Here is a 14,178-nt window from a genome sequence, read left to right on the forward strand (position 1 = left end):
GGTGACGGCACTGCCGTCATCGGCGACGTTGACCTCTGTCGGAGTGGCCGGCGCATCATCCTCGGGGGGCGTGCCATTGTCGTCGTCATCGTCGTCGCTGCTGCTGCCGGAGTTACTGTCGATGGCGATGGCGCCCACCGAAGCTATCCCACCGGCGATCAACGCCGCGCCCAGGTAGCCCTCGCCCCCGTCTTGTGTCGCCAAGTCGAAGACGCCATATTCCGATTGCGGCAGATAGGTCGCTTCGATGGCGCCATTTGCCGAAGACGAGATATCCACCCACACCAGTTGCTGGTCTTCACCCTCGGCCAGAAACAACTGGCTGGATGGTTCACCGCTGGGGGCAAAGAAATCGGCCAGGGTGATGGTTTGGCCATCGGCCGTGGTGATGACGAGATTGCTGCCATCCCGCACGATGCCATCGATATCGTCTGGAGAGAGGGAAAGAAGCACATTACTGGGTTCAGATAAGGTGATGCCGCCTCCCGTTACCGGTTGTTGGGCGGCATTTTCGACACGAGCGGACTGCTCGCTGACTTTAGCGAAGATCGGCATGTGTGTTCCCCTGCGAGAGAATTGTTCAAGCCTCGGTCATGGCGAAGGCAAGTCTGTTTGTTTAAGAGATTCTGCGTTCAGTAATGATTCGTGCTGGCGTTGGTCTCCCTGTTTGGAAACTCGGTGGAGCGGCGAGTTTATAGCCCAGATTTATTAGCATTTGTTAAATTAGTAGTAACTGTCATAAAAGTAAGTTTGTTTTAATAAATGTTTTTTTATGAATCTGGGTGGCGTTTTGAGGCGACGCCTTGGTACAAGCGCGGCTTCGATCAAGTTGTGACATTGGGTGATGGAACGTATCCAGATAAAACGGCTTAAGGCAGTCTTTATTTTTGTTTTAAAAATCAATCGCATAAAAAGAATTGATTTCTTTATGCTTGAGCTGAATTCTCGTTACGTAAATAAAATACGTAATGGTAACTTCCACTGAACGTGTTGCTGTTTTGTAATTAACTTTGTTTCAATGAGTAATTATTGAGAGTTTGTTGGTTGGAGGTGCGTGGTTTTCTAATAATAATTTACCTTGATGGTGGCGTGCGCCGTGGTTTTTTGTGCCATTCGTGTTTTTCATCTGGTGCATGTCGGCAGGAATGGCATCAGGCAAGTGTGGCTCCGGTGGGTGTCGTGACTGACGGAAGAGCGAGCTGTCTTATCGAATGGTGACTCGTCAAGTAAGCGTTTCATAACGGGGAGATTCCGCGGTGATAGTGGTCTTGATATATCGGGCCGGAATGTGGGCTAAGTTAATTGAAGTGGAGGAATGGGGAAGAGTGGGGAAATTGGAAGAGTGGGAGAGTGGGAGAGTGAAAAAGTGGAAGAGTGCAAAAGTGGAAGAGCCAGCCACGGACGAACTGATCGAGCCGTATTATCCCAAGTGTCACGGCATCGAGCTTGCCCGGGCGTCCGGAGGGTTCCTTGGACGTCTCCGGAGTCGAATGGAGTAGAGGTGAGCCCCGATGAGACTAGGCGCCTAACCGAGATGGCGCTCGGCATAGATCGACGTGAGCCAATCCAGGAAAACCTTTACCCGGGGGGAGAGCTGGCGACGTTGCGGGTAGACCACATAGAGCGGCAAGGTGGGTTTGGGCCAGTCGGGGAGGATCTCCACGAGTTCGCCTCTCTCGAGCTCGGGGGCAACGTGAAAGCGGGGTAGCTGAATCATGCCACAACCCTGCCGAGCACATTCGACGTAGTTGGCGGCGTCGTTGACCGTGATCCAGCCGCTGGCCTCGAACAGTTGCGTGCGGCCATCGATGACAAGCTCCAGCGTGCTGTCGATGGCGCCGTTGCCCGAGAAAAAGCGAACGACCCGGTGTGCTCGTAGCTCGTCAGGATGGCTGGGGCGGCCGGCACTCTCCAGATAGGCCGGGCTGGCGCAAATGACCTGGGTCATGTCGGTCAACTTGCGAGCAATCAGGCTCGAGTCGTCCGGAATGCCGGCGCGTACTGCGCAATCGACTCCTTCTCCGATCAAGTCGACCCGGCGGTCACCGCTGGTCAGGACCAGCGTCAGCTTGGGTTGAAGCTCATGAAACGCCTGGATATGGGGCAGTACGATCAATTGAGCATGGGCGCCGTGCATCTCGACCCGAAGCACGCCGGAGGGCGTGGTGGAGACCGGCCGCACGATGGCCTCGGCATCCTCCAGCTCCGCCAGTAAATGCACGCAGCGTTCATGGAACGCCTCGCCTTCCGGCGTGGGGCGGACCTGGCGCGTGGTTCGCTCCAGCAGACGGACGCCGAGGCGGCTCTCCAGCTGTTGGATAGCGAGGGTGGCGGTGGCTCTCGGGATGTCGAGCGCATTGGCCGCCTTGGTGAAACTACCGCTCTCGACGATGCGTACGAAGAGCGTCATGGCATCGAGCCTGTCCATGGCAATTGTTGTTCATAGTTGAATAGTGTTCTCAATCTAGCTGATTTATTGATCCACGACGAACGCCAATACTCTCTCCGTTCGTATCGTATGGCGGCCCGCCATACTCACTGGACCAGGAGAAGATGCATGACGGATGTCACTCGAAAGATCGCACTCGTCACCGGTGCCTCTCGCGGTATCGGTCGCTCCATCGCCTTCAAGCTCGCTGAAGACGGTTTTACCGTTGTCGTCAACTACGCCGGTAACGCCTCATTGGCTGCCCAGGTTGTCGCCGAGATCGAAGACAAGGGCGGCCAGGCCCTGGCCGTCCAGGCCGATGTCGCCGATCGGCGATCCGTCGCCCGACTGTTCGACCAGACGCTGGAGAGGTATGGGCGCCTGGACGTGGTGGTCAACAGTGCGGGCATCATGGATCTGGCACCGATTTCGATCGACCACACCGACCTGTTCGACCGGATGCTGGCGACCAACCTGCGCGGCAGTTGGCTGGTCATGGCGAAAGCCGCGGAACTGCTACAGGAGGGCGGCCGCATCATTGCGCTCTCCTCGTCGGTCCTGGCGAAATCGTTCCCCGGTTATGGGGCCTACATCGCCAGCAAGGCGGGGGTCGAAGGGTTAGTGAAAGTGCTCGCCAATGAACTGCGCGGGCGCAACATCACCGTCAACGCCGTGGCGCCCGGGCCCGTGGCAACCGATCTGTTCCTCGAGGGCAAGAGCGATGAGCAGATCCAGTCCATTGCCGCCATGGCACCGTTGGAACGACTTGCCAGCCCGGAGGAGATTGCCGGGGTGGTGGGCTTCCTGGCAGGGCCGAACGGCGGCTGGGTCAATGCCCAGATTCTGCGTGCCAATGGTGGTTTCGCCTGATCGATCGGTTTTGGCCATTGGCTGAAACCGAAAAGTTTCCAGGATGAGAGGTTCATCCAACGAGTTCGGTTCGACGCGTTGCTCAAAGTGAATCGAATGCCATTTTCACTTTTGATTGGACAGGAAAGATCATGCCATTTGCCAACTACAAGTTCCCCGAGGGCATCGTCGATCACGCCCTCAAGGAAGACATCATTCACCGTACCACCGAGATGTTCGTCGAATATTTTGGCGAGGACGTCCGACCTTACACCATGGTGCTGGTGGACGAGGTCGCCGACGGCGGCTGGGGCAGGGCGGACGAGACGTCGACGCTGGAGAAGATGGGCTTGCCGCCCAAAGGTTCCGCCAGCTAACCAAAGCGGGATTGAAACCACAGAAGAGGTCGCGATGATGGACCATGAACCAAACCCGCCGGACACGGCAGCGCCCTGCCAATCATCGGGCGTGACACGACGCACCGTCATGAAGGTTGGGGCGATGTCGGCCACCATGGTGCCCTTGGGTGTCATGGTCCCCTGGAAAGCCAGCGCGCAGCCGCTCGACGATAAAAGGCAACCGGCCCCGGGGCAGGCTGCCGGCAATGTCGTCGAGATTTCACCGCGGATCAACGGCACCCGCCGGACGCTACGGGTGGATGCGCGCACCTCGCTGCTCGATCTGCTGCGCGAGAGGCTGGCCCTGGTCGGGGCCAAGAAGGGCTGCGACCACGGTCAGTGCGGCGCCTGTACGGTGCATGTGAACGGGCGCCGGGTCGCTTCCTGCCTGACGCTCGCGGCGAAGGTCGACGGCGCGGAAGTGCTGACCATCGAGGGCATCTCCGACGGGCAGGCGCTTCATCCCATGCAGCAGGCCTTCATCGATCATGACGCGCTGCAGTGCGGCTACTGCACGCCGGGACAGATCATGGCCGCCATCGCCTGCATCGAGGAAGGGCACGCCTCCGATGCCGCCACCATTCGCGAATACATGAGCGGCAACATCTGCCGCTGCGGCGCCTACAACGGTATCGTCGCCGCGGTCGAGCAGATCGCCAGATCCGTGCGGGAGGGCTGAGATATGCGTGCATTCAGCTACAGTCGCCCCCGCACTCCGGAAGCCGCCGTGGCCGCCTTCACCGATGCCGGGGCGGGCGCGCGGTACATTGCGGGTGGAACGACGCTTTTCGACCTGATGAAACTCAATGTCGAGCGTCCCACCCATCTGGTGGACGTATCCGAGCTCCACGGCACCGATCTGATCGAGACATCCGGCGACGTGCTGCGTTTCGGCGCGGGCGCGCGAATGGCCGATATCGCCGACGACGAGACGATCAAAAGAGAGTATCCGCTGCTGGCGGAGAGCCTCTGGCGGGCCGCCTCGCAGCAATTGCGCAACATGGCCAGCGTTGGTGGCAACCTGCTGCAGCGCACCCGGTGCCCCTATTTCCGCAACGGCGCAGGTGGTGTCTATCCCTGCAACAAGCGCGACCCGGGAACGGGATGCGCCGCCATCGATGGATTGGATCGCGGACAGGCGGTGCTGGGAACCAGCGGCGCCTGCACCGCGGTATCGCCGGGAGACTGGCCGGTGGCGTTGACCGCCCTCGACGCCGACATCGTCGTGCTCGGGCCCCAGGGCAATCGCACCATTCCGATCGCGGACTTCTACCTGTTACCCCAGGACACGCCGGATCGCGAATTCTCGCTGGAACCCGGTGAACTGGTCATCGAGATCCGCGTGCCCAGGACGGCTGCCGGCCGCGCCTCGACCTATCACAAGGTGCGCGACCGGGAATCCTACGCCTTCGCGCTTGCCGCCGCCGCCGTCGCCCTGCGGATAGAGGGCGGCCAGGTGCGGCAGGCCCATATCGCACTGGGGGGCATCGCCACCAAACCCTGGCGGTCGCAAGAGGCGGAAGCGTCGCTGCGCGGGAAGGCGCCGACGCGCGAGAACGCACTCGCCGCGGGACGTGCCGCGCTAGCCGGCGCCAAGGCCGGCCGGCACAACGGCTTCAAGATCGATCTCGCCGCCAACACGATCGCCGATGCGATCTCGATCGCTGCAGAAAGGAGCGCATCATGACCCTCTCCTCCAACCCGGATCGTCCGCGTGTCGACGCGCGCCAGAAAGTGCTCGGCGAAGCGCTGTTCGCGGCCGACCAGCGGGTCGATAACCTGCTCCACGCCATGACGGTCCCGGCCTCCATCGCCAAGGGACGGATCCGCGCTATCGACTCATCCGCCGCGCTGAAGGTTCCGGGCGTCGTCAGGGTCATGACCTTCGACGACTTCGCGGACATCCGGACGACGCCGGCGTCGCGGGGCGCCTATGGGCAGCCGGGGAAAGGCTACCAGCCCATGACCGGTCCCGACATCGTCCACCGCGGCGAACCGGTTGCGCTGGTACTGGCCGAAACCCTGGAGGCGGCCATCGAGGGCGCCGAGTCGGTGTCGGTGGAGTATGACGAGGCGGCGGAGTTCACCGCGCTGATGGAGCAGGACGGGGCCGAGGAGGAGTCCGAAGTCTTCACCCGCCTTGACCATGGCGATGCGGAAGGGGCCTTCGCAGACGCCGTGCACAAGGTCGACGTGACGTATCGGCATCCCCAGCAGCATCACAATCCGATCGAGTTGATCTCGACGACGGCACTCTTCTCGGAGGGCAAGCTGCGCATCCTCGAGGGCACCCAGTGGAGTTCGGCCCTCGCCGGTGGGCTGGCCGGCATGATCGGCCGCGAGCCGCAGTCGGTTCGCGCCTCCAGCCCCTATGTCGGCGGCGGTTTCGGGCAGAAGAACGGGATACAGGAGCAGAGCGCGCTGGTCGCCCGCGCCGCCACGATCATGGCACGCCCGGTCAAGCTGGTGATGCCGCGCGGCCAGCTCTTCCACACGGCGTCGTATCGGCCGCGCAGCCTTCATCACGTGCGTCTCGCGGCCGACGCCGACGGCAAGCTGGCGGCGGGCCTCTACCGCACCGAGCAGCAGAACAGCCGCTACGACGGCTACAACCCGCTGTTCGGCGAAACCCCGCCACGCATGTACGGCTACCCGAACTGGGCGGGCGAGGATCGCGTGATTCGCGTCGACACCCAGACGCCGGGCCACCAGCGCGCTCCCCACGAACATCCGTCCTGCTACGCCACCGAATGCGCCCTGGACGAATTGGCGCACGAGCTGGGCATGGACCCCGTCGAGCTGCGGCTGGCCAACGATACCGAGAAGGATCCCATCACCGGCAAGCCATACTCGTCACGGCATCTGGCGGAGTGCCTGAGACGCGGAGCCAGGATGATCGACTGGGGTCGCCGGAGACGGGAGCCGGGGACGCTGCGGGCCGAGAACGGCGACAGGATCGGGCTCGGCGTGGCCTGCGGAAACTACAAGGCGTCGATGAGCCCGGCGATCACGACGCTGCGGCTTCAGGCGAACGGTGTCTGCCGCATTTCGCTGTCGGGTCACGAAATGGGTCAGGGACTACGCAGCGTGATCGCGGCGGAACTGATCGAGGTGCTGGGCGTCGATCCCGCCAAGCTCGACATCAGGATCGGCGATACCGGCCTTGCCCCGCAGATGCTAACCGCCGGCTCCTGGGGCACGGCCAGCGTGGCACCCGCCGCCCGGGCTGCCGCGCTCAAGCTGCGTGCCAATCTCGTCGAACTGATCGGTCGGGACGATTTCGAAGGGCCGGCTCACGTGCAACTGGCGAAGACCCGCCGACCCATGCTGAAGGTCGAGATCGCCACGGTTCCGTTGGGTGAAGGCCCACAGGCGATCGACAATCTGCGCAGGGGGCTGCCGGTCACCACGGGCCCCGAGTACGCCGACTTCATGGCCTTCAGTTGGATTGCCCATTTCGCCGAAGTGCACGTCGAACCGTCGACGGGGCGGGTCCGAACGCGAAGGTTCGCCAGCGTCATCGATTGCGGTCGCGTGATGAACCGGCGCACCACGGAAAGCCAGGTCAAGGGGGGCGTCGTCTGGGCTATCGGCGCCGCGTTGCGCGAGATCGGTGAAACCGACCCCCGCTACGGCCGGGTCCTCAACAACGATCTCGCAGAGTACCTGGTGCCCGTGAACGCCGACATCGACTGGATCGACGTCGATGTCATAGACGAACCCGATACCCGACTGAACCTGTCGGGCGTCAAGGGCGCGGGTGAGGTGGCGATGGTAGGCGCGGCCGCGGCGATCGCCAATGCCGTCTTCAACGCAACCGGCAAGCGTATCCGCCACCTTCCGATCAGAATCGAGGATCTGCTTTAGGACCCGTGGGTGTCTCCATCGCGGCTGCGGTATGTTGCCATGGTGCGGAAGGACAGGGTGCAGCGAGTGGCGCGTAGCTGTTCGATCATTCTTCCAAACATCATGAATCTGTCATGACGCTGCAATATTGGTCAGCGATACTCTTTCCATTGCTGGAAGACAGGTCTCGACAAACGGAGAGTAAGTCATGGGCGAAATGATCAAGCCGCAGGATCTCAAGCGCTATAGCATCGAGCTGACCGAGCGTCCGGATGGTTCCTTTGGCGTCGTCGTCGCCAACGACGAGTCGGACGACAACCTGGAACTGCTTGCCGGCGCGCTCTGTCAGGTCGCCTTGGACCTCTATCAGCAGGCCAAGGCGGAAACCCACTGAACCGCCGGCGGCGGATCGCCTTCCAGCCGATGACGCCCAATGCACTTAGGGCGCGTTACCTAAAACGCGCCGATAGACAACATTAAGACAACAGACCCCGCTGAACCTCCATTCCGCCATCCTGCTCTAAGCCTTGTTTGAACGCTCGACGAGCGACCTGAACAATCGACGGGCGACGGCCAACCCGTGCCTCGCCCGGAAGCCATACAGGATGGTGGAATCATGGACTCGAAGACGCCCGACAAGCGCCCCGTCCGGCAGGATGCCGACACGTTCACCGACAAACTCTTCAAGACGCTATCGATCCTCGCGGCCGTGGTGCTGGTCTTCGTGATCGGGGCCTTCTCGGTCGTCACCGAGATCTTTCCCGGCCCGCAGATTCAGCATGCCTACCAGGCGGGGCAGGCGCTCTATCATCAGGCCACCGATTACAACGACGTCTACAAGGGTGACATCTGGCGTCCCCAGCGCACCGATGCCCAGGGCGTCACCCAGTACGACCCTGAGCTCGCACGCAATGGCCTGACGCTCTATACCGTGGGCACCTAGCCTGCCGCCTACCTCGTCGACATGCACGGCAAGGTGGTGCACGAGTGGCGCAAGCCCTACAGCGAGGTGTGGTCCGACGGGAAGGGCGTGGCGAATCCGCGTCCCGACGAATTCATCCACTTCCGCAACGCGCAAGTGATGCCCAACGGCGACCTGATCGCGCTCTACGAGGGCAACGGCGATACGCCCTACGGCTACGGGCTGGTCAAGCTGGACAAGGACTCCAACGTGATCTGGCGCTACGCCGGGAGAGCCCACCACCAGTTCGCCATCGCGCCGGACGGCAAGATCTACGCGCTGATCCACGGCATCTTCGACGACGAGATCGAGGGGCTTGACTACCTCGAGCCGCCGCGCCTCGAGGACTCGCTGGTGGTGCTGTCGCCGGAGGGCAAGGAGCTGCAGCGTACCCGCCTGCTGCCGACGCTCCAGCACTCGCCGTTCAGCGAGCTGCTCAACAACGTGCCCGGCATCATGGTGGGAGACCCCATCCACGCCAACGCGGTCGACTACCTCACCGCCGACAAGGCCCGCAACTTCCCCTTCGGTAACCAGGGCGACCTGCTGCTGTCGTTCCGCGAGACCAGCTCCATCGCGGTGTTCGACCCGCGTTCGCAGAAGATCACCTGGGCCACGCGCGGTCCATGGATTCGCCAGCACGACCCCGACGTATTGCCCAACGGCGATATCGTGATGTTCGACAATCGCGGTCACTACCACACTCCGGAGGGCGAATCGCGGGTGGTGGAGTTCGACCCCCGCACCCTGCAGGTCGTCTGGCAGTACGCCGGAACGCCGCAGCATCCGCTGGAGAGCGAGATCCGCGGCGACCAGCATCGGCTCGACAACGGCAACACCCTGATCAGCGAATCCGATGGCGGCCGCCTGGTGGAAGTGACCCGGGATGGCCGCATCGCCTGGGAGTACGTCGTGCCGACGCGGGGCGGACCCAACGACGACATGATCCCGATCATCGGCTGGTCGCAGCGGCTCGATCCCGCAAGCTTCGACAGCGACTTCGCCCGGTCGCTGGATATCGGCGACTCCGAGGCACAGCCGGCCCGGGACGAGGGGACACGGGCCGGAGCGCCACCCCCGGATTCCTGAGACGGCGCCGCAGCGATCGTCGGTTTCATCGCAGCAGGCCATGCCGCATCGCGGGACGCCATGCCGATAGCGGCATGGCCTCCCGTATGGTCAACCCGGTTTCTATTTGAAGTTGACCAATGGTCGTGCCACCATTCCGTCAACCAATGAAACAACCAAGGTTGACTGGGCCTATGGCAACGCCTCTCTCGCAAACGAAAAACAGCGCACGGTCGGCAACCGAGCGCGCATCGCTCTCTGCAACGGAAACCACGACGCTGCGCCACGACTGGCAGCGGGCGGAGATCCAGGCGTTGCTGGAACGCCCGTTCAACGACCTGCTGTTCCAGGCCCAGGGCGTCCACCGACGCCATTTCGATCCCAACGCCGTCCAGATCTCCACGCTGTTGTCGATCAAGACCGGCGCCTGCCCGGAGGATTGCAAGTACTGCCCGCAGTCCGGGCACTACAACACCGGGCTCGAGCGCGAGAAGCTGTTGCAGGTCGAGGCCGTGCTCGAGGAGGCGCGCAAGGCCAGGGCGGTCGGTGCCAGCCGCTTCTGCATGGGGGCGGCGTGGAAACATCCTAGCGCCAGGGACATGCCCTACGTGCTGGAGATGGTGCGCGGCGTGCGGGCGATGGGACTGGAAACCTGCATGACGCTGGGCATGCTGAGTCGCGAGCAGGCCGAGCAGCTCGGGGAGGCCGGGCTCGACTACTACAACCACAACCTGGACACCTCGCCGGAATACTACGGCGAGATCATCACCACCCGGACCTATGCCGACCGCCTGGAGACCCTGGACCACGTCCGCCAGTCCGGCATGAAGATCTGCAGCGGCGGCATTCTCGGCATGGGTGAGAGCGTCAGCGATCGGGCGGGGCTGTTGCAGCAGCTGGCCAACCTGCCCGAGCACCCCGAAAGCGTGCCGATCAACATGCTGATCCGGATCCAGGGCACCCCGCTCGAACACGTCGAGGATCTCGACCCCATCGATTTCATTCGCACCATCGCCGTCGCGCGCATCCTGATGCCGCGCTCCCACGTGCGCCTGGCCGCCGGGCGCGAACTGATGAGCGACGAGACCCAGGCGCTGGCGTTCCTCGCCGGCGCCAACTCCATCTTCTACGGCGAGCGCCTGCTCACCGCGGACAATCCCCAGGCGAGCCACGACCAGCGCCTGTTCGAACGCCTGGGCCTGCATCCCGAGCGACGCGAGGACGTCGACGACAGCGCCCACGAGGCCGCCCTCCGGGAGCGGGTGGCCCGGGCACGGCTCGATGCCATGGTCACCGACGCCACGGCCCGGGCGTGAGCGAGGCCGTGGAGACAGCGCTCGAGACGCGGGACGATTCGCTGGACGGCATGCTGACGGCGCGGCTGGCGCGTCAGCGGCAACACCAGCGCTACCGCCAGCGGGCGACGACGATGGGCATCGGGCCACGTTTTCAGCGCGCGGGTCGCGAGACGCTGGCGTTCTGCAGCAACGACTATCTCGGACTGGCGGGGGATCCGCGCCTGGCCGAGGCGCTGGCGGACGGGGCCCGGCGTTTCGGCACCGGCGGCGGCGCATCGCATCTGGTCTGCGGCCATGGCGAGGCCCACGAACGGCTGGAGCAACGCCTGGCCCAGTTGACCGGCTACCCGCGGGCACTGCTCTTCTCCAGCGGCTATCAGGCCAATCTTGGGGTGATCTCCACGCTGCTGGGGCGCGGGGACGTGGCGCTCCACGACCGCCTCAATCACGCCTCGCTGCTGGACGCGACGCGGCTGGCCGGTGCCCGGCTGGAGCGCTTCACGCACCGGGACGCCGGCGATTGCGGCCAGCGGCTGGCAACACTGGCCGCCCGACGGCGCACCCTGGTCGTCAGCGATGGCGTGTTCAGCATGGATGGCGATGTCGCCGACCTGGACCAGTTGGCAGCGCAGTGCGAACGCCAACGGGCGTGGTTGATGATCGACGATGCCCACGGCCTGGGCGTGCTGGGCGAGGAGGGCGGCGGTACGCGCCAGGCCCAGGGGATCGCGCCGGACCGGATCGCGGCCACCGTCGGCACGCTGGGCAAGGCGCTCGGCACCCAGGGCGCGTTCGTCGCCGGCAGCGAGACACTGATCGAGGCGCTGATCCAGTTCTCCCGCCCCTACATCTACACCACCAGTCTCTCGCCGGCACTGGCGTGGGCGACGCTGACCAGCCTCGACATCGTCCGCGACGAGCCGGAACGCCGTGCCCATCTCTCCTCGTTGGTCCGACGCTTCCGTCACGAGGCCGCCGGCCTGAGCGAATTCGATCTACACCTGATGTCGTCGGATACACCGATCCAGCCGCTGGTGGTCGGGCCGAGCTGGCGCCGGGCGCCGGGCGAACGCGGTGGCAACGAAGCCGCGGCGCTGGCGCTGGCGGCGGCGCTCCAGGAGGCCGGGCTCTGGTGCAGTGCGATCCGTCCCCCCACGGTGCCCGAGGGCACCTCGCGTCTGCGCTTCACGCTTTCGGCGGCCCACACCCATGACGATCTCGACCGGCTGTCGAGCGCGCTGTTCGACGCCGCCCGCCGGCTGTCCAGTAAAGGCCGGTCGGCATGAGCGCCCAGACCATCGTGCTCCTGCCCGGCTGGGCGCTGGGGTCCGCCCCGCTGGCGCCGTTGGCCGACGCCCTGCGTCGGCGGCTGCCCCCGGGTTATCGGGTCGAGTGCATCGACTATCCCGCCTTGACCAGTCACCGCCCCGAAAGCTGGGTAGCGTCGCTGGACCAGGCGTTGCCCCAGGACGCCTGGCTGGCGGGCTGGTCCCTCGGCGGGATGCTGGCCACCTCGCTGGCGCAGTGGCGCGGCCGTCGGGCGCGGGGGCTGATCGCGCTGGCCGCCAACGCCAGTTTCGTCACTCGCGCTGGCTGGCCGCAGGCGATGACCGGGGAAATGCTGGACGATTTCCAGCGCGGCCTGCGGGCATCGCCCACCCGGACCTTCAGGCGGTTCGCCCGGTTGAGCGCCCAGGGCGGCCGGGACACGCGTCGGCTGGGGCGGGAGCTGCTGGCGACGCTGGAGACGACACCGCTCGACCAGGCCCTGGCCGGGCTGGGAGTGTTGTCCGCCCTCGACCTGCGTGACGTCCCGGCCACGCTGAAGATCCCGCAACTGCATCTGTTCGGGGAAGACGACGCCCTGGTGCCGGCGCTCGCGCGCCACGCCATCGCCGCACGCCTGCCCGAGGGCGGCAGCACGGCGTCGATCGCGGAGGCGGGCCACGCCTTTCCGCTGGAACGCGCCGAGGAGACCGCGGCACTGATGGCAGCCTTCATCCTCGCCGCCGACGAGGCCGTCTGATGACCGCGATGACGCCCCCACGCCGCGCCGCTGCCGCCGGGGACAGCCGTCGCCAGCGAATCGCCGACGCTTTCTCCCGGGCCGCGGCCGGCTACGACGGCGCCGCCCAGTTGCAGCAGGCCGTCGCCGACGACCTGCTGACGCGGCTGCCGCAACCGGCCTCCCGGCGCGCGCTGGTCGATATCGGCTGCGGCACCGGCTATCTGGTATCGCGCCTGGCAGAGCGACACGACGGGCCCGCCATCGGGTTGGACATCGCCCCCGGCATGCTGGACCAGGCCCGGCGACGACACGCCGGCCGTTCGATCCACTGGGTGACCGGCTGCGCGGAGTCGCTGCCGCTGGCCGCCGGCAGTGTCGATCTGGTGGTGTCGAGCCTGGCGGTGCAGTGGTGCGATTCGCTCGAGGCGTTCCTGCGCGAAGCCGCCCGGGTGCTGGTGCCCGGCGGCTGGCTCGGCTTCACCACCCTGTGCGAGGGCACGCTGGTGGAGCTGCAACGGGCGTGGCAGCAGGTCGATGGCGCGATCCACGTCAACGAGTTCCTGCCGGAAGCCCGGCTGTTCGAGACGCTGCGGGCCCCCGGCTGGCGACCGGCCGAGGTGGTCATGGCCACGCGCCGGACCCACCACGCCACGCCGGCCGACACGCTGCGCGCGCTGAAGCGTATCGGCGCCAACACGATAACGGCGTCGGCGGCGGCCGGTGGGGGACTGTCCGGTCGTCGCCGCTTCGCCCGCCTGGCGCAAACGCTGGAGCGCTGGCGGGAGCCGGCCGGGATCCCCACCCGCTACTGCGTCGCCACCGTGCTGATGCAACGCCACACCCAGCAGGATTGAGCCATGAACGCCTATTTCGTCACCGGTACCGATACCGACGCCGGCAAGACCGTGATCACCACCGGATTGATGGCCGCCGCCAGACGCCGGGGGCTGACCGTCGCCGGCGGCAAGCCGGTCGCCTCAGGCTGCGAGCCAACCCCGCAGGGATGGCGCAACGCCGATGCGCAGGCCATTCAGGCCCAGTGCCACCCGGCGTTGCCGTACGAGGCGATCAACCCCTTCGCGTTCGAGCCCGCCATCGCTCCCCATATCGCCGCCCGCGAAGCCGGCGTCGCGCTCGACCTCCCGCGGCTGGCCGAGCCGATGCGAACGCTGCTGGAGCGCGGCGCCGATGTCACCCTGATCGAAGGGGCGGGCGGCTGGCGCGTTCCGCTCAACGCGCGCGAGTCGATCCCGGAACTGGCGATGGTGCTGGACCTTCCCGTGGTGCTGGTGGTGGGCGTGCGCCTCGGTGCGATCAACCAC

At 65.0% G+C, this 14,178-nt stretch carries 16 protein-coding genes; 13 read left to right on the forward strand and 3 right to left on the reverse strand.

Going from position 1 to position 14,178, the window contains the following annotated elements; all coding sequences use genetic code 11:
* The 3 genes from AC3AYF_RS10425 to AC3AYF_RS10435 form a co-directional block, all read right to left on the reverse strand.
* Positions 1 to 555, reverse strand: a 555-nt coding sequence (locus AC3AYF_RS10425; RefSeq protein ID WP_487779708.1) for a BapA/Bap/LapF family prefix-like domain-containing protein, incomplete at its 3' end; no start/stop codon positions are given.
* 460 nt (positions 556 to 1,015) lie between these two features.
* Complete coding sequence (locus tag AC3AYF_RS10430) at positions 1,016 to 1,159, reverse strand: hypothetical protein (protein WP_295037617.1); 144 nt, start codon at positions 1,157 to 1,159, stop codon at positions 1,016 to 1,018.
* 366 nt (positions 1,160 to 1,525) lie between these two features.
* Positions 1,526 to 2,410 carry a LysR family transcriptional regulator gene (locus tag AC3AYF_RS10435; protein ID WP_295037615.1) on the reverse strand — a complete coding sequence of 295 codons (885 nt, stop codon included), beginning with the start codon at positions 2,408 to 2,410 and terminating at the stop codon, positions 1,526 to 1,528.
* A gap of 147 nt (positions 2,411 to 2,557) precedes the next feature.
* On the opposite strand from AC3AYF_RS10435, the gene AC3AYF_RS10440 reads away from it, so the two are divergent.
* From AC3AYF_RS10440 to bioD, 13 genes are all read left to right on the forward strand, one after another.
* Positions 2,558 to 3,298 carry an SDR family oxidoreductase gene (locus AC3AYF_RS10440; RefSeq protein ID WP_295037614.1) on the forward strand — a complete coding sequence of 247 codons (741 nt, stop codon included), beginning with the start codon at positions 2,558 to 2,560 and terminating at the stop codon, positions 3,296 to 3,298.
* Positions 3,299 to 3,429: 131 nt separating this feature from the next.
* Positions 3,430 to 3,654: a tautomerase family protein gene (locus AC3AYF_RS10445; protein ID WP_295037613.1), complete on the forward strand. Its 225-nt coding sequence runs from the start codon at positions 3,430 to 3,432 to the stop codon at positions 3,652 to 3,654.
* A 109-nt stretch (positions 3,655 to 3,763) separates the two neighbouring features.
* Positions 3,764 to 4,354 carry a (2Fe-2S)-binding protein gene (locus AC3AYF_RS10450; RefSeq protein ID WP_487779709.1) on the forward strand — a complete coding sequence of 197 codons (591 nt, stop codon included), beginning with the start codon at positions 3,764 to 3,766 and terminating at the stop codon, positions 4,352 to 4,354.
* Between the two features lie 3 nt (positions 4,355 to 4,357).
* Positions 4,358 to 5,362, forward strand: coding sequence for an FAD binding domain-containing protein (locus AC3AYF_RS10455; RefSeq protein WP_295037609.1), 1,005 nt, complete (start codon positions 4,358 to 4,360; stop codon positions 5,360 to 5,362).
* The gene (locus tag AC3AYF_RS10460) at positions 5,359 to 7,542 is read left to right on the forward strand and encodes a xanthine dehydrogenase family protein molybdopterin-binding subunit (RefSeq protein WP_295037608.1); all 2,184 of its coding nucleotides are present in this window, start codon (positions 5,359 to 5,361) and stop codon (positions 7,540 to 7,542) included. Before AC3AYF_RS10455 ends, AC3AYF_RS10460 begins: the two co-directional genes overlap by 4 nt.
* 187 nt (positions 7,543 to 7,729) lie before the next feature.
* Positions 7,730 to 7,915: a hypothetical protein gene (locus tag AC3AYF_RS10465; RefSeq protein WP_295037607.1), complete on the forward strand. Its 186-nt coding sequence runs from the start codon at positions 7,730 to 7,732 to the stop codon at positions 7,913 to 7,915.
* 222 nt (positions 7,916 to 8,137) lie between these two features.
* Complete coding sequence (locus AC3AYF_RS10470) at positions 8,138 to 8,464, forward strand: hypothetical protein (RefSeq protein ID WP_487779710.1); 327 nt, start codon at positions 8,138 to 8,140, stop codon at positions 8,462 to 8,464.
* 21 nt (positions 8,465 to 8,485) lie between these two features.
* A complete protein-coding gene (locus tag AC3AYF_RS10475; protein ID WP_487779711.1) occupies positions 8,486 to 9,571 on the forward strand; it encodes an arylsulfotransferase family protein in 1,086 nt (361 codons plus the stop codon).
* Positions 9,572 to 9,744: 173 nt separating this feature from the next.
* Positions 9,745 to 10,866 carry a biotin synthase BioB gene (bioB, locus tag AC3AYF_RS10480; RefSeq protein WP_295037603.1) on the forward strand — a complete coding sequence of 374 codons (1,122 nt, stop codon included), beginning with the start codon at positions 9,745 to 9,747 and terminating at the stop codon, positions 10,864 to 10,866.
* 8 nt (positions 10,867 to 10,874) lie between these two features.
* Positions 10,875 to 12,134: an 8-amino-7-oxononanoate synthase gene (bioF, locus tag AC3AYF_RS10485; protein ID WP_365677150.1), complete on the forward strand. Its 1,260-nt coding sequence runs from the start codon at positions 10,875 to 10,877 to the stop codon at positions 12,132 to 12,134.
* Positions 12,131 to 12,874 carry an alpha/beta fold hydrolase gene (locus AC3AYF_RS10490; RefSeq protein ID WP_295037601.1) on the forward strand — a complete coding sequence of 248 codons (744 nt, stop codon included), beginning with the start codon at positions 12,131 to 12,133 and terminating at the stop codon, positions 12,872 to 12,874. Before bioF ends, AC3AYF_RS10490 begins: the two co-directional genes overlap by 4 nt.
* On the forward strand, positions 12,874 to 13,710 hold the full coding sequence (locus AC3AYF_RS10495) for a methyltransferase domain-containing protein (RefSeq protein WP_295037599.1): 837 nt from the start codon (positions 12,874 to 12,876) through the stop codon (positions 13,708 to 13,710). Before AC3AYF_RS10490 ends, AC3AYF_RS10495 begins: the two co-directional genes overlap by 1 nt.
* Before the next feature lie 3 nt (positions 13,711 to 13,713).
* Positions 13,714 to 14,178: dethiobiotin synthase (gene bioD, locus AC3AYF_RS10500; RefSeq protein ID WP_487779712.1), on the forward strand; the 465-nt coding region annotated here is incomplete at its 3' end.

This window comes from Salinicola sp. (assembly GCF_982684285.1).

What these genes read in the sequence shown, in the direction of transcription:
- AC3AYF_RS10440 (WP_295037614.1), top strand. Translation starts at nt 2,558, where the DNA reads ATGACGGATGTCACTCGAAAGATCGCACTCGTCACCGGTGCCTCTCGC.
- AC3AYF_RS10460 (WP_295037608.1), top strand. Translation starts at nt 5,359, where the DNA reads ATGACCCTCTCCTCCAACCCGGATCGTCCGCGTGTCGACGCGCGCCAG.
- bioB (WP_295037603.1), top strand. Translation starts at nt 9,745, where the DNA reads ATGGCAACGCCTCTCTCGCAAACGAAAAACAGCGCACGGTCGGCAACC.
- AC3AYF_RS10470 (WP_487779710.1), top strand. Translation starts at nt 8,138, where the DNA reads ATGGACTCGAAGACGCCCGACAAGCGCCCCGTCCGGCAGGATGCCGAC.
- AC3AYF_RS10490 (WP_295037601.1), top strand. Translation starts at nt 12,131, where the DNA reads ATGAGCGCCCAGACCATCGTGCTCCTGCCCGGCTGGGCGCTGGGGTCC.
- AC3AYF_RS10475 (WP_487779711.1), top strand. Translation starts at nt 8,486, where the DNA reads ATGCACGGCAAGGTGGTGCACGAGTGGCGCAAGCCCTACAGCGAGGTG.
- AC3AYF_RS10445 (WP_295037613.1), top strand. Translation starts at nt 3,430, where the DNA reads ATGCCATTTGCCAACTACAAGTTCCCCGAGGGCATCGTCGATCACGCC.
- AC3AYF_RS10465 (WP_295037607.1), top strand. Translation starts at nt 7,730, where the DNA reads ATGGGCGAAATGATCAAGCCGCAGGATCTCAAGCGCTATAGCATCGAG.
- AC3AYF_RS10435 (WP_295037615.1), bottom strand. Translation starts at nt 2,410, where the DNA reads ATGACGCTCTTCGTACGCATCGTCGAGAGCGGTAGTTTCACCAAGGCG.
- AC3AYF_RS10455 (WP_295037609.1), top strand. Translation starts at nt 4,358, where the DNA reads ATGCGTGCATTCAGCTACAGTCGCCCCCGCACTCCGGAAGCCGCCGTG.
- AC3AYF_RS10495 (WP_295037599.1), top strand. Translation starts at nt 12,874, where the DNA reads ATGACCGCGATGACGCCCCCACGCCGCGCCGCTGCCGCCGGGGACAGC.
- AC3AYF_RS10450 (WP_487779709.1), top strand. Translation starts at nt 3,764, where the DNA reads ATGAAGGTTGGGGCGATGTCGGCCACCATGGTGCCCTTGGGTGTCATG.